At 67.3% G+C, this 13,172-nt stretch carries 12 protein-coding genes; 4 read left to right on the forward strand and 8 right to left on the reverse strand.

Annotated elements, in window-relative coordinates:
- Nucleotides 1-51: 51 nt before the first annotated feature.
- The 3 genes from ACZ1I2_RS05780 to ACZ1I2_RS05790 are packed head-to-tail and all read right to left on the reverse strand — an operon-like array spanning nucleotide 52 to nucleotide 3,475.
- On the reverse strand, nucleotides 52-1,830 hold the full coding sequence (locus ACZ1I2_RS05780) for a phage tail protein (protein ID WP_465174815.1): 1,779 nt from the start codon (nucleotides 1,828-1,830) through the stop codon (nucleotides 52-54).
- Nucleotides 1,827-2,831, reverse strand: coding sequence for a hypothetical protein (locus ACZ1I2_RS05785; protein WP_465174814.1), 1,005 nt, complete (start codon nucleotides 2,829-2,831; stop codon nucleotides 1,827-1,829). Before ACZ1I2_RS05785 ends, ACZ1I2_RS05780 begins: the two co-directional genes overlap by 4 nt.
- Nucleotides 2,831-3,475: a phage connector family protein gene (locus tag ACZ1I2_RS05790; protein ID WP_465170629.1), complete on the reverse strand. Its 645-nt coding sequence runs from the start codon at nucleotides 3,473-3,475 to the stop codon at nucleotides 2,831-2,833. Before ACZ1I2_RS05790 ends, ACZ1I2_RS05785 begins: the two co-directional genes overlap by 1 nt.
- A gap of 197 nt (nucleotides 3,476-3,672) precedes the next feature.
- On the opposite strand from ACZ1I2_RS05790, the gene ACZ1I2_RS05795 reads away from it, so the two are divergent.
- The 3 genes from ACZ1I2_RS05795 to ACZ1I2_RS05805 all read left to right on the forward strand — a co-directional run bounded on the left by ACZ1I2_RS05795 (nucleotide 3,673) and on the right by ACZ1I2_RS05805 (nucleotide 6,704).
- Nucleotides 3,673-4,419 carry a helix-turn-helix domain-containing protein gene (locus tag ACZ1I2_RS05795; protein WP_465174813.1) on the forward strand — a complete coding sequence of 249 codons (747 nt, stop codon included), beginning with the start codon at nucleotides 3,673-3,675 and terminating at the stop codon, nucleotides 4,417-4,419.
- 523 nt (nucleotides 4,420-4,942) lie between these two features.
- Nucleotides 4,943-5,272 (forward strand): tetratricopeptide repeat protein, encoded by a 330-nt coding sequence (locus tag ACZ1I2_RS05800; protein ID WP_465174812.1) that lies wholly within the window; start codon nucleotides 4,943-4,945, stop codon nucleotides 5,270-5,272.
- Nucleotides 5,273-5,276: 4 nt separating this feature from the next.
- A complete protein-coding gene (locus ACZ1I2_RS05805) occupies nucleotides 5,277-6,704 on the forward strand; it encodes a FecR family protein (RefSeq protein ID WP_465174811.1) in 1,428 nt (475 codons plus the stop codon).
- Between the two features lie 21 nt (nucleotides 6,705-6,725).
- Here ACZ1I2_RS05805 and ACZ1I2_RS05810 read toward each other — a convergent pair whose 3' ends face one another.
- From ACZ1I2_RS05810 to ACZ1I2_RS05825, 4 genes are read right to left on the reverse strand one after another with little or no spacing between them, the layout of a single operon-like run.
- Nucleotides 6,726-7,814, reverse strand: a complete 1,089-nt coding sequence (locus ACZ1I2_RS05810; protein WP_465174810.1) for a S41 family peptidase — start codon at nucleotides 7,812-7,814, stop codon at nucleotides 6,726-6,728.
- A gap of 44 nt (nucleotides 7,815-7,858) precedes the next feature.
- Nucleotides 7,859-9,355 carry a M56 family metallopeptidase gene (locus ACZ1I2_RS05815; RefSeq protein WP_465174809.1) on the reverse strand — a complete coding sequence of 499 codons (1,497 nt, stop codon included), beginning with the start codon at nucleotides 9,353-9,355 and terminating at the stop codon, nucleotides 7,859-7,861.
- On the reverse strand, nucleotides 9,352-9,738 hold the full coding sequence (locus ACZ1I2_RS05820; RefSeq protein ID WP_465174808.1) for a BlaI/MecI/CopY family transcriptional regulator: 387 nt from the start codon (nucleotides 9,736-9,738) through the stop codon (nucleotides 9,352-9,354). The genes ACZ1I2_RS05815 and ACZ1I2_RS05820 overlap by 4 nt, the downstream gene beginning before the upstream one ends.
- A gap of 48 nt (nucleotides 9,739-9,786) precedes the next feature.
- Complete coding sequence (locus ACZ1I2_RS05825; protein WP_465170622.1) at nucleotides 9,787-11,403, reverse strand: winged helix-turn-helix domain-containing protein; 1,617 nt, start codon at nucleotides 11,401-11,403, stop codon at nucleotides 9,787-9,789.
- A 127-nt stretch (nucleotides 11,404-11,530) separates the two neighbouring features.
- Between ACZ1I2_RS05825 and ACZ1I2_RS05830 the strand changes: the two genes are divergently transcribed.
- Nucleotides 11,531-11,839 carry a UrcA family protein gene (locus tag ACZ1I2_RS05830; protein WP_465174807.1) on the forward strand — a complete coding sequence of 103 codons (309 nt, stop codon included), beginning with the start codon at nucleotides 11,531-11,533 and terminating at the stop codon, nucleotides 11,837-11,839.
- Between the two features lie 21 nt (nucleotides 11,840-11,860).
- On the opposite strand, the gene ACZ1I2_RS05835 is transcribed toward ACZ1I2_RS05830, so the two are convergent.
- Nucleotides 11,861-13,117 (reverse strand): alginate export family protein, encoded by a 1,257-nt coding sequence (locus ACZ1I2_RS05835; RefSeq protein WP_465174806.1) that lies wholly within the window; start codon nucleotides 13,115-13,117, stop codon nucleotides 11,861-11,863.
- Between the last annotated feature and the right edge of the window lie 55 nt (nucleotides 13,118-13,172).

The raw sequence follows: 13,172 nt of genomic DNA on the forward strand, positions 1-13,172 counted from the left end.
GACGCGATCGGGCCGACATGGACGGGCGTGGCGCTGATCAGCGCGATCCGCTTATTCCGAGACAGAGGGGTCGAGATAGATTGCGCTCACGGTCATCGGCAGCGGATCGTCGGATCGCACTACCATGCGCGCGCCGCCATTGATGTCGGCGCGCAGATAGGTCTCGTACAGGCCGGTCATCAGCGCGGGCGGCTGGCCGGGCAGCTCGTTGATGCGCGATCGCAGCGGCTCCAGTGCCGCGTCGGTCGGCCCTGCCTTCACGCCGCGGCTGTCGATCAGCCGGATGACTGCCTTGGCCTGAATCTGCGGCTTGGCGATCGTCCAGCCGGCCTGGCCCTGAAAGGCGAGCGGCAGCGTCTCGATCGTCGCCGTATAGGGCAGCCCGACCGTCACCTTGACCGCCGGTTGATCGAGCTCAACCACGCCGTTCGAGACGACCAGGCCCGTGACGACGCCGCCATCGGCGAGCGCGGAGACCGTCTTCCCTTCGAGATGGCCGAGATTGCGGAGCATCGTCTGCGGTTCGTCGAACTGATAGGTCACCGCGCTGTCGAGGAAGCAGCTATTCTCGACCGCATCCCACCGCGTGGCCGCCATCCGTTCGATCAACAGCTTTTCACCGCGGCGGACGGTCAGGTACAGCCGGTCCTCGGACCCTTCCGATATGACACACACGCTCTCGACGGTCCCGTCCGTCTCGCACAGGGTCCAGCCCCAAACCTGCTGTTCCTGCTCCCAGGTGAAGCAGAGCAGCTTGCCGTCGTTGCGCACTGCCCAGATCACCGATCGCGGTTCCTGCGCATAGGCCCAGGCCTTGATGTCGAACCCACGGAACAGGTGCGGCGAGAAGATCGTGATGTCGTTCGAATCGATGCTGTCGGTCTGAAAGGTGTAGCCGAGGGTCCGGATCCCGTTGCCGACCCCGGTCTGATAAAAACACACGCTGTCGATCACCAGGGGCGAGAGCCTCGAGGATCCGCGCCCGTTCTGGCGCCGACTGACGAAATCGGTCGCGGTGATATACCCATTCTGTCCGCCCTCGATCTTGAAGATGGAATCGGAGGTGAGCGCGAGCAGGTTGTTCATCGAGACGAGCTGGTTCACCGCGTTGACCCGGCCGGCGACCAGGGCAAAGGAAAGGGCATCGCTGGCCTTCAGGGGACGCGAGATATCCATGTTCTCGAAGCTCCCGGAGCGCGAACCCCAGATCGCGTTCGGGTGATTGTTCGTGCGACCCCAAAGCAGGCGCTGTTCGAAGAAGGTCACCGTCGAGGGGTAGTCGCCGGCGCCGGGGAAGGGATTTTCGCCCACGGGTGGTCCGTCCGAATAGTCCGGCCCGATATTGTCGTCGACGAAGCTGGTCGTCGTCGTCATGCCGATATAGCCGAACTCAGCGGTGTTATCGGCCTTGTAGACCCGGTAGCGTGTGGCCCCGGTTACCGCCGACCACGCCAGCGCGTTGCTGTTGCGCTTCAATGTCAGGTCGTTGGTCGCGGTGTCCGGAGTCGACGCCCGACTTTCCTGCCCGGAGACGTCATCAACTGCGGTCACGACATAGGTCGCCGGCTGGGGGAAATAGGCATTGCCGGCATTGGCGGCATCGACATTTGGCGACGATGCGGTCGCCGTCAGCCCGGTCGGCGCGCCGATCGTCGGCGCGAAGGCGACCGATGAGAAGGTCCAGTCGGTATGGCCTGCCCTCACCAGCTTGGTCGGCGCGTGATTGATATGGGCGAGATACATCGTGTCGGCCGATTGTTCGAAATCGGCCTCGGCGAGCTCCGCGCCATTATAGGGCGAGCCGACGCGACAGAGACGGGCGACGCTCATGCCGGCCCGCTATCTTCTGGCGGATTGGCATCCTTGTTGTGCGACAGGATACCCGCCGAGACATAAGTGTGCGCGTCGGCGATATTGATCTTGGCGACCCACGCCTCCCCATCAGGCTCGCCGATCGAGTCCATCCGCACCCAGGCGCCGTCGATCCAGAAACGATGTTCCGCCGTGGCGCGCGGGAAGCCCGCGGCCTTCAACACTGGCTGCCACGAAAGTTCGATCGTCCGGACGGGATAATTACCCCAATCGCCAGCGCCGTCGCGATGCCGGGTATGGACCAGCTCCCCGACCTTGAGTAGCCGCGCCGCCTTCTCCTCGCCGCCAGCCATCCGAACCGGCGTGTCGTCGACAACGCACCAGCCGCCGCCCGGCGCACCGCCATATCCGCCACCCCCGGTATCAGGCGGCGGTGGCGGCGGCGGTGGCGGCGGGACTGGGGGTGGAGGAGGCGGGGGTGGCGGTGGTCCGGCCCGGACGGTCCCACCGGTGTCGGCGCTGAAGGGGGTGAAACCAGTGGAGTCGATATCCACGGTGAAATGGCTGCTGTCGCCGACCGTTGTAACGCGACCCGTCATGCCGTTGAGTTCGGTCGTGCCGGCGATGCCGGAGAAATAGACCCGATCGCCGACCGCATATTCATGGAAGGCCGCCTCGATCTCCGTTGCCGCGCCCAGCGTGATGCTCTCGATCGTCAGTTTTTCTTCCAGCACCATGCCACCGAGCGCCGCCGGCCGCATATAGCCCTGACCCATTTCCAGCGCGTAGGTCTGGGTGAGCGAGAACTGGAACGGGACCAGTCGCACCGGGGCCGTGGCGTCGTGCACCTCTGCGACGAAGCGAGTGCCCGGCCGCTTGGTCACACCGCCATATTTGAGGATCACGACGTTGCGTGCGCGACGCAGCCCCGTCGCATAGGCGGCGACATCGACGCGGGAGATCAGGTCCTCGGCGAGTTCCCCCTTGGAGAAATTCGGCTGTCCGGTGCGCAGCGGCATCACAGACCCCCGATCGTGCAGTCGGCGCCCGCGCCGCGCACTGCGGCGATATCATCGGGGGAGGGCGCATCGCGATTGGGCTGGCGGTTGATATCGTCGGCAATGGCGCGCTGCGCCGCAACTTCGGCCTGCTGGAGCAGCTGCCCCTTTGTCTCGCGGCTGTCGCGCAGCGGCACGGCGAGCCGGGCGGCGAGCGCATAGGCAAGCGCGTCGGCGAACAGGCCGGGCATCGCCGCCTCGGTCACGTTGCGCGTGACATATTCCAGGATCGCCCCGCGTATCTGGCTGAACAGCACGCCGTCCTCGATGACGAAGGGCTGGGCCAGCACAGGCACCGCGGGAAGGTTCACTGACCCTGCCGGCCAGCCACCCACCGGTGGCACGAGCCGTTGCGCGGTCGCCAAATCCGCGGGCAGGGCATAGGCATGCGCCCATTCGCTCGCCCGCGGATTGACGCTGAGTTCGGCGAGCGCCGTGATCCTGGTGGCGAAGCTCCAGTCGAAGCGTTCGAGCAGCAGCTTGAGGCAATGCGCATAATAACGCCGGCACTCCGCCGCCTCGGTGGTGGGCTCGTCGATATCGGCGATGGGCGGTGCGCGAAGCTCGCCAAGGGCGAGGTTGCAGATGGTGATGCTGATGGCCATGCGCCGTGTTTAGGCCGGCCGGAACGGAGTTTGAATCAAGCGCCGGAGGAGCCTTTTTCGCCTGCAGCATGCCGCGCAGCAAAACGTCGCTCGAAACCGGAAAAAATCCCCCTGTTTTGGCGCCTTGGCATGCACAGGGCAGTTGACGAAACGACCGCAAACGTGCGGATAATCATGGCTTGCGAAAAGGGGAGAGAATGCAGGACCGCGATCTTCTGGAAGGCGAAACGCGCGAGGTCGGCCGCCGTGTGCGCGAGCAGATCGCGCGCCGCCGCATCTCGCGCCAGGCGCTGGCCGATATGGCGAAGATCAGCCTGTCGACGCTTGAAAAGGCGTTGTCCGGCGGACGTCCGTTCACGCTCGCCACGACGATCCGGCTCGAGGAAGCGCTTGGCGTCACGCTCCGTCCGGTGGCGCCGCCCGTACCCGCCCAGTCCCATGACCTCGCACCCGAAACCATGGGCGCCTATGCCCATGCCGCGGTGCGCTGGATCGAGGGGCGCTATCTGACGCTCAGGCCCAGCTTCGGCAGTCCGGGCGACATCTTCGCTTATGTCACCACGATCCGCTGGATCGACGAGGCGGGGCATCTCGGCTTCGCTGAATCGCAGCGCATGGACGCGCGCTTCGAACAGACCGGGCATGTCTCCATGCCGAACCTGTCGGGCCATATCTATCTCGTCACCAATGTAGCCGGGCAGCACCGCATGGCGATCCTCGGCCGCCCGACGATCGAGGGGGCGCTCTACGGCGTGCTGACCACGCTGCAGGTCGGCACCGGCTCGCAGCTCGTGCCGGTCGCCTGCCCGATCGCGCTGGCGAAGCTGGGCGGCGAGGCCGATCCGGCGATTGGCCGCATTGCACCGGGCACGGCGGAGCATCGCGACTATCGCGAGCGGCTGGACGTCGCGACCCAGGGCGATTTCGTGCGCTTTTATCGGTAGCAGGTGCTGGTGGGAGGATGTGGTTACGCTCCACTCCCCGAAGGACGGGTTTTACAGACCCGCTGCCGGAACTACCGGCTTTACCCTCCCGGAAACATGCGAACGGACGGCGCGAGATCTCGGCCGGGTCACGGTTCTTTCCGAAGGGAGTTGAAGCGGATGCTTCGCCAATCCAGATCGTCCCGCTTCCCGGGACGCACGACTACGCCCGGTCAGTCGACGCGGTAATATCGATAGCTGGTGTGGGTCTTGGCGTTCATGGTGCGCGGCGCCTGCCACAGCTTGGCGGAGTGGTCAATCGACGGACGCCGAAAGAACTTGCATCCACACCGTCCTTGGGCACGTATAAGCTCGCATAACATGGTCGCGTCCGTCAGCCCGTGCCGTTTCGCGGTACTGGCAAAGAATGATAGGATCCACGCGCCGCCCCGCTCGGGGGTGGCGCTTGCGGGGCGAGACCATGGCTGTCCGGAACTGCATTCACCCGATCTGCATCGCGTTGGCGTGCGCTCTTGGCGGAGCCATGCCGGCTACCGCCCAGACCGATCCCACCGCCGAGCTCGACATGCTGTCACGGGATTCGGTCCAGACTGGGCCGGGCATCGCGCTTGCCCGCCGGCAGATCGGGGAAGGCGATCTGATGGCCGCGATAGCGACGCTAGAGCGGGTGCTGATGGCGCATGGCGATGCCGACGCGGCGCTACTATTGCATGCGACCCTGCTCTGCCGCCTCGACGATCGCGAGGGCGCCCGGGCCGAGCTGGCGGCGCTCGACCGGCCCCCGCCTGGCCCGGCCTGGGCTGAGATGACGGCGGCCTGCGGCCCGATGCCGCGTCCCGGAACGGGAGGGTGATGCCATGACCCTTCTGGTCTCCCGCATCGCCGCCGCGCGCCTGCTGCTCGCCGCCACCGCGCTCACCGTCGGGAGCGCTTCCCTTGCGGCGGGCGCGCCGGAGGTGATCGGCATCAACGCCGCGGTCCTCAACAATGTCCGGATTCGCCCCGGCGGCACGACGGTCGCGCGCACCGCGGTCGTGCGGCAGCGCGTGGCGCTTGCCGACGAGGTGCAGACCGGCGGCAGGAGCCAGCTCCAGGTCCTGCTGCTCGACAAATCCACCTTCACCGTCGGCGCGAACGCGCGGCTGACGATCGATCGCTTCGTCTATGATCCCGCCCGTGGCGCCCGCTCGGTCGGCGCCTCGGTGGTCAAGGGCGCGTTCCGTTTCATGTCTGGCCGGCCCGATGCGAAGGGCAGTTCCTCGATCCGCACGCCCGTCGCGACGATCGGCATCCGCGGCACGATCGTCGACGGCGTGGTCGGCGAGGATGCGGTGCGTATCGCCGTCGGGGAACGCGGCGTCGGACCGGGCGTCCGCAGCGATCCCGCGACCGCCTCGCTGATCATCCTGCGCGGGCCCGGTCGTGGTGCGCAGGGCAGGGTGCAGCCTGGCATCATCGACGTGTCGTCGGGCGGGCGGACGGTCACGGTCGATCTGCCGATGCGCGCCGTCTATGTGCCGCGCCCCGGCGCCGCGCCGATTGGTCCCTTCGTCATTTCGCCCGAGGGATTGCGCGCGGTGCAGGCGCTGATCTTCCCCTCCCTGGCGCCGCGTTTCGGGCTCGCGCCGGAAATGGCCGGCCAGCCTTATTACCCGGTCCAGCCCACCACCCGTCCGCGTCCGCCCGGCGGCCCGGACTATCTGGAGGACAGTGCGGGCGGCAATCCGACTGGCTATCCTACCGGCTATGCGCCGCAAGGGCCGGGCAGCTATATCCCGACCATCCCGCAAGGGATGCTCGAGACGGCCCGGCGGCCGCAACGATCGGCGCCAACGGGCGATCAGCAAACGCCGGCGCCGACACAGACATCTGGCGGCGAGAACGAACGGATAACCACCCAGAAGTCCACGCCCACGCCAACCCCGGTACCGACACAGGTCGATACGCCGGTGTCCGACCAGGTCCCGGCACCCGCATCGACGTCAGGCCCGAACGAGAAGATGTCGGTTCCGACACCGACGCCCACGCCGCCCGCGCCGAAACCGGTAGGCGCACCAGCGCCGGGGCCCAACGAGCAACTGCCGGCCCCAACGCCGATGCCTACTCCGACGCCCAAGCCGGTTTATACGCCGGTGCCGGGTCCGAACAACAAGGTGCCGACACCCCCGGCCAAGCCGATCAATATGCCGGCACCCACGCCGAACCCAACGCCCACCCCGGCACCGCCACCCAAATATCCGCCGGGCCAGAATCCCAATCCGAACAACCCGACCGCCGTGAAGTGACGGCGCGGCCCGGCGGCGGCGTCAGCGGCGGGGCGTATAGACCGGCAGCTGGATTTCGTCCTTCTCGACGCTTGCCAGCGTGCCGGCCAATCCCTGCCGGTCGCGCGGATCGGTCGCCTTGGCGGCCAGGTCCTTGAGGATCGCGGCATAGGCGATCTTCATCGCGCCGGCGGCGGGCACGGCGATGTCGGGTTTCACCCCGACATGCTCCCAATTGGTCCCCGTGACCGGGTTGATTGCCCGGCCGGTCGGGATGAAGGCGACGAAGCCCTGACCCAGCGGCACATAATCGCCCGGATTGGCGCCGCCGCCGGTCGTTTCGCCGACCAGTACGCCACGCTTCTGCGTCTGCAGGTCATAGGCGCATTCTTCGCCGCCCGAGAATGTATCGTGCGACGTCAGCACATAGATCGGCCTTGTATAGCGCACGCCGGCCGCCGGGCTGGTCCAATAGGCGCGCGTCTTGCCGTCGGTGCGGCTGTACAGGTCATTCAGATGCCTGGCGTCGCCCTCGGCGAAGAAATGGCTGAGCAGCCAGGCAACGCTTTCCGGCTCGCCGCCGCCATTCTGGCGCAGGTCGATGATCAGCGCGTCGGTGCCCGACAGCAACGTGATCGCCGCGGTATAGGCCTTGGCCACGAACGCCGTCGGGCCGAAGCCGCGGATATCGAGATAGCCGACATTGCCGGGCAGGCGCTGCACGCGGTTGATGCCGAAGGCTCGCTGCGCCACCTCCTGCCGGCCCTGCGCGACCTGCTCCGGGGTCATCGGTCCATCCTCGCTGGGCGGCGCCCTGAATTGCGGCTCGAACCGTACCCGGAAATGCCCGTCCTTGCCGATCTCCCGCAGGTCGTTGCTCAGGGCATCGCCGAACGCGGCGCTGCTGCTGGCAGCGTCATAACCGCCATGGCGCAGTTTTGCCGACAGAGCGGCGGCGACCTTCGCAGCGGTGTCGGGAAAGACATAGTGGCTCTTGAGTTGCCGGCCCAGGGTCTCGACGACGGCCGCTCGGGTGTCGGGCGTGATCGGTGCGTCCGGCGCTGACTGAGCGAGCGCTGCGTGACTGGCGGTGAGGCCGAGGACGGACAACAGGGTGAGAGAAAGGCGCATTACTTCTCCTAATCGATTAGTAGATAAAGGTAAAAAGGGGGAGCTCAGCGGGGTGCGAGATCGAAGCTGGCGCCGGTTTCCGGGGCCACTTCGAGTCGCTGGAATTCCCAGGCATCGCCCTTGCGAGTGCCGACGGCATGCAGGCGCGCCTTGCCCTTCGGTCCCCACAGGGAAATCGTCATGTCGGTCCGATACTCATCGAGATAGCTCGGGCCTTTCGTGCCGATCGCGCTGACCGGCTGGCCGATCGCCCCGATTACGCGCTGGTCGCTGCTCGCGGCGCTGGCGGCGGCCTGATAGGCGGCGGTACCGATGAACGGGGGTGGCGGCAGCGGAGGCGCGGGCGGCAGGGGCGGCGGCGGCACGATCTGCGCGTCGTGGATCCAGCGGCGCACGCCCGCATCGATCGGGGCCGGACGGCCATCGACCGAATAGCTCTCGTAATGGCGTCCATGGATATCGGTGGAACGCTTGTACAGGCGCTGCCGCCCATCGACGGTGTCGTGGATTTCCATCGTGTTGCCGACCAGTCGGCCCCAGAAAGACATGCCGTCCCCGGAGCGCGCACCGGCGGGTGTTGCCTGCCCAGCGAGCACGACACCCGTGCCGACCAGCGCGAGCAAGCCGAGCGGCACGCCCCAGCGCAGTGTGGGCGGCGTATCGGGTGACAACAGGCGTTTGATTCGATTCATCAGTAATCCTCCATTGGCAGGTAAAGCGAAACGAAAACCAGGCATGCGCAGGCGCTCGAGCGTGCTCAGCGCCTCGGCCAGCACGATCGGATCGCCGCAGGCTGTGACCGCCAGATCGTCACAGGCATGTTCGCGCTCGGCCCGGATGCGGCGGCTGAGCCACCAGGCGGCAGGATGATAGAAAAGCAGCGTCTCGATCGCGCATTGCAGGCCGTTCCAGATCCAGTCGAGCCGGCGGATATGCGCCAGTTCATGCGCGATCAGCGCCTCGATCTGTTCGGGTGCCAGGCGTGTCAGGATCGATAGCGGCAGCCAGATCACCGGCCGCAGCGCGCGCGCGGTGCAGGGCAGGACGGAATCGTGCAGCAGCCGGATCGCGACTTGCCGGCGAATGCCGATCGTGCGGCGCAACGCATCGGCGCGCGCCTGCCAGAGCGGAGGCAGCGGCTCGAATACCGTGGTGTCGAGCCGTCGCAGCATCGCCCAGCCTCCCGCCAGCCTGATCGCCATCAGCGCGACGCCGGCGATCCAGAGCCAGCCCAGCCAGAGCGGCGCATCGCCGGCACTCGTTCCGGGCAGCACCGCGAGGGGCGGGAGCGGGGCGCCGGCTGGCCTGACCATGGCTTCGCCAGCCGGGATCGCCGCTTGTTCGCCCATCATCGTCACGAAAGTCAGTATCGGCGCCGCCGCCATCGCCAGCAGCGCGACCATGCCGACCGCGTGACGCAGCGAAGCGCTGCGTCGTGCGAGCAGCGCGAACAACGCGGCGGCGATCAGGCCAAGCGCGGCACCCTGCCACAGTGATTGCAGCAGCGCGCTCGCCAGGGCTGCCTCGATCGTCTGGCTCATGATCCCCGCCGCCGTGCCTTCGCCTCGGCGATCATCGCCTCGATCGCGTCGAGATCCGCGGGGCTGGCGGCGTCCGCATCCAGCGCGCGCTGCACCAGTTGCACGGCCGATCCGGAAAAGGCCCGGGTCATCAGGTCCTTGAGCAGGGCGGATTGCACCGCCGGTTCGGGATGGGCCGCGGCATAGAGATGAGTCCGTTCGCGCTCGTCGCGGCTGACCAGGCCCTTCTCGGCCATGATCGTCATCATCTTGAGCACCGTCGTGTAGGCGGTGTCCTTGGTGCGGGAGAGCGCTGCGTGAACGTCGCGCACGGTGCACGGGCCACGACGCGCCCACAGCACCCGCAAAATCGCCAGTTCGCCTTCGGTAGGATGAGGGTTCACGCGTCGCTCCTTGGTACGACGCCTATAGTACTAATATGTTAGTAGATGTCAACCACCTGTCTGATAATCGGGCCGGCTACCCGATTCCCGCCAATACCGGGCCAGGCCCAGTTCCTCGACGAATCCAGCGAAGCGCGGGTCCTTCCGCATCGCGGCGGTCGAAGGCAGGAAGATCATGCGCGATCGCCGGGCGGTGGGCCGGCTGTAGATGCGCTGCTCGGGCGAGAAGCGGAGAGCGCCGATATCGAAGCTGCGCCCGAAGAAATAGCCCTCGGCGATCGCGAAGGCGGTATCGACCCGGCCCAAGGCAGCCGCGAACTGCATCGAATTCTCGGCATAGCCCACACCCTTGTGCGCTGCCTCGACCGCGACGGCGATCGCGGCGTCGATATCGGCGCTCGTTCGTGATCGCATCGCCTGCGCGACGCGCAGGAGCATGTCGAAATCCCAGTCGGGGATGCCGGTCGGTCGTCCGTCGACATTCTCGCCGAAGCCGATCGCCTCGTCGGCGCGGCCGGTGTAGAGCAGCAGATAGAAACGCGTGAACCAGACCGCGAAATGGGTCGGGAACAGGGCAAAGGCCTCGTCCATCGCGCGATCGGCCTCGTCGAGCCGGTTTGCAGCCCAATAGGCCACGACGCGCGCATAGGAGGAACCCGGCGTCGGCATCGATCGCGGCCACAGCGCGTCGACCAGCGTGGCACATTCGCGGCACCGCCCGACATCGCCGAGGATGCCCGCCAGCGCGCTCGTCAGCATGGGCTGGTTGGGGCGATCGGCGAGCCCGGCGCGGAGCCGCGTCTCGATCTGTCCCCAATGCCCGATCACCGGCGTCAGCACGCCCATCGCCGCGCCGGCATAGACATTGGCCGGGTCGATCTCGCGCGCGCGCTTGCTCGCCGCGGTCGACCGGGCGCGCAAATCGGCTTCGAACTGCGGCGCCCGGGCGATCGATGCCCCGGCATAGGCCAGCGCGAGCAGACCCCAGCCATCGGCATAATCGGGCGCGGTTTGAGTCACGCGGCGGAGCAGGCCGATCGCCTGGCTGTTGCCCTCCAGCGTTCCCTGTCCGATCGCGAGCACTGCCTGCTCGACAAGCGGGGCCACCTTGGCCGGCGGCCCCTTGCGCCCGAGCAGCTGCGGCAGCAGCAGCGCGCCGCCACTGGCCGCGGCGAGGGTTGCGACGGCGCCCGCGATGATAGCGCGCCGGTTCGGCGAACGCTCGATCATGGTGTTGACCGGCACGAGGATGGGCGGTGGCGTTTCCCGCGCCGGTTCGGTGGTCGCGACGGTCAGGCGATAGCCGACTTTCGTCACTGTCTCGATCGTGAAGGCGCGGGCGCCGATGCCGTCCGCCAGCCTGCGCAAGCGCGACATGACGCGGTTGATCGCATCCTCCCCGACGACCCGGCCTTCCCAGCAGCAACGGATAAGGTCGTCGCGGCTGACGACACCGCCCTCCGCGCGAGCGAGCGCCACTAGCACCTGCATCACGCGTGGTTCGACCACTTCGCGGGTGCCATCCTCCGCCGTCACCTGGCGAAGGTCCGGCCGGACGTCGATCGACCCGATCCGGAACGGCGCCGCATGCGCAAGATCGATCCGGTCGTTCACCCCATCGCCCTTTCCACCCCGCCGCGCCCGCGTCGAGCCCGCCGCAGCCATATCGGTTCTTGATCGGTATTTCATCGGTCAATCATCACCTCCTCCTCCTCTCGGACAAGCGCGGCGGAGGGCAATGTCGCAATGCCCGGCGCGGTCGTTCCGGCCGGCGATTTGGAGGAGAATGATGATGACGAAGACCCTGACGATCGCCGCGGCCGCGGTCGCCCTGTTCGCCGCGATGCCGGCCGCCGCCGGCCCGATCGCAGTGCGTCACGCCGATCTCGATCTGGCGAGCCCCGCCGGTCGCGTCGAACTGGACCGCCGCATCGCGCGTGCGGTCGAGGCGAGCTGCGGTTCCTATTTCCAGGCCTCGCCCGAAGAACAGCGGGATATCGATGCATGCCGCGCCGGTGCCGTTGCGGCGGTGCGGCCGCTGAAGGACGCCCTCATCGCCCGCGCGACCGGCACGGCGTCGACCAGGGTCGCGTCGCGCTGACGCGGATCGACTGCCTCGCGATCAGAAGCTCGTCGTCAGGTTGGTCGACACATATCTGGTGTTGCCGGATCGCGGCGCGTTCGGGGCGTCGCGCAGGAAGCGCCCCTTGGCGAGCCACACCCCGTCAAGCTCGATGCGCACCCGGTCCGGAACCAGCCAGTATCGTACTCGCGCATCGACCTGATGGCCGGCAAAACTGCCTGATCGTCCCGTGACATCGCGCACGCCGGTGGTGGAAAAACTGTCGGTGCGATCCGCCAGCCATATCGGCCGGTAGCTCACGAACCAGTCGATCGCCTTGTTGGGCGTTGCCTCCAGGCGGATGCCCGGCGTCACCAGGTTGGCGCGGCCCACCGCATTGTACAGGCCGGCCGGGGCGAGATCGGCGCGGCGCATGCCGAACAGCGAGTCGAACCGGCCATAGGAGCCGCCCGGTCCGTCGCCGCTGGCCCGGTCGAATTCGATCGAGACATGGGGCTTCCATCCATGGGCAAAGCCGTAGCCGATCTCGGCATGGACGAAGGACGCGCTCACATCGAGCATGGCGGCCGTCGGCGCCAGGCTGCTGCGGATATGGCCGAGCTGGTAGATTGCCTCGACCTCATAGTCGAACCCGCCCGCCTTGGGCTCGCGGACGATGCGGGCGCCGATCGTGTTCAGCGACCGATCGCGGCTGGGCCGCTCCGGCGCATCGCGTTCGCCGAGATGGTAGAAGGACAGTTCAGCCATTGCGGGGCCGATCGTTTTCGTGCGCGAGACCGTGCCGCCCCACAGCACCTGGTCGAAGCTCTCCCGGTCGACTTTCAACCGGTTGTCGAGGAGGGAGGTGAGGTCGTCTGGCAAGCGGATTTGCGGCAGGACGTAGATGAAGGTCCCGCGCACCCCGCCCCGGGCGGCGATGTCGGCGCGCAGGCCGGTATAGCCATTGGTGGTGTTGCGATAATCGTCGGCGGCGACCAGCCGGCGCGAGCCGATATTGAGCAGAAAGCGCCCGCCCTGCAGCGAAAGAGTGGTGCCGGGACCCAGAGCATTCGGTGCGTCGACCGCGACATAAGCCTGTACGAGTTCGGCCGCATTCACTTCGCCGGTGGTGATGGGCGTACCGCGATCGGCCAGATAGGCCCGGCTGTCGTAGAGCTCGGCCGCGATCCGCACTGGCCCGTGGCGGTATTGCGCGGTCAGGATCGTGCGCAGGTTGATCAGCTCGTCGCTGGCGTTGAACCCCGCGCGCGGCTGGTCGTCGATCGTCTCGTAGCGAAAGCGGATGCTGCCGCTCAAGTCGAGGCCTTGGCCGAAGGCGGGTGTGGCGGCGAAGAGGAGGCAGGCCGCCGTT

The organism is Sphingomonas sp. BL-S-29, assembly GCF_055521495.1.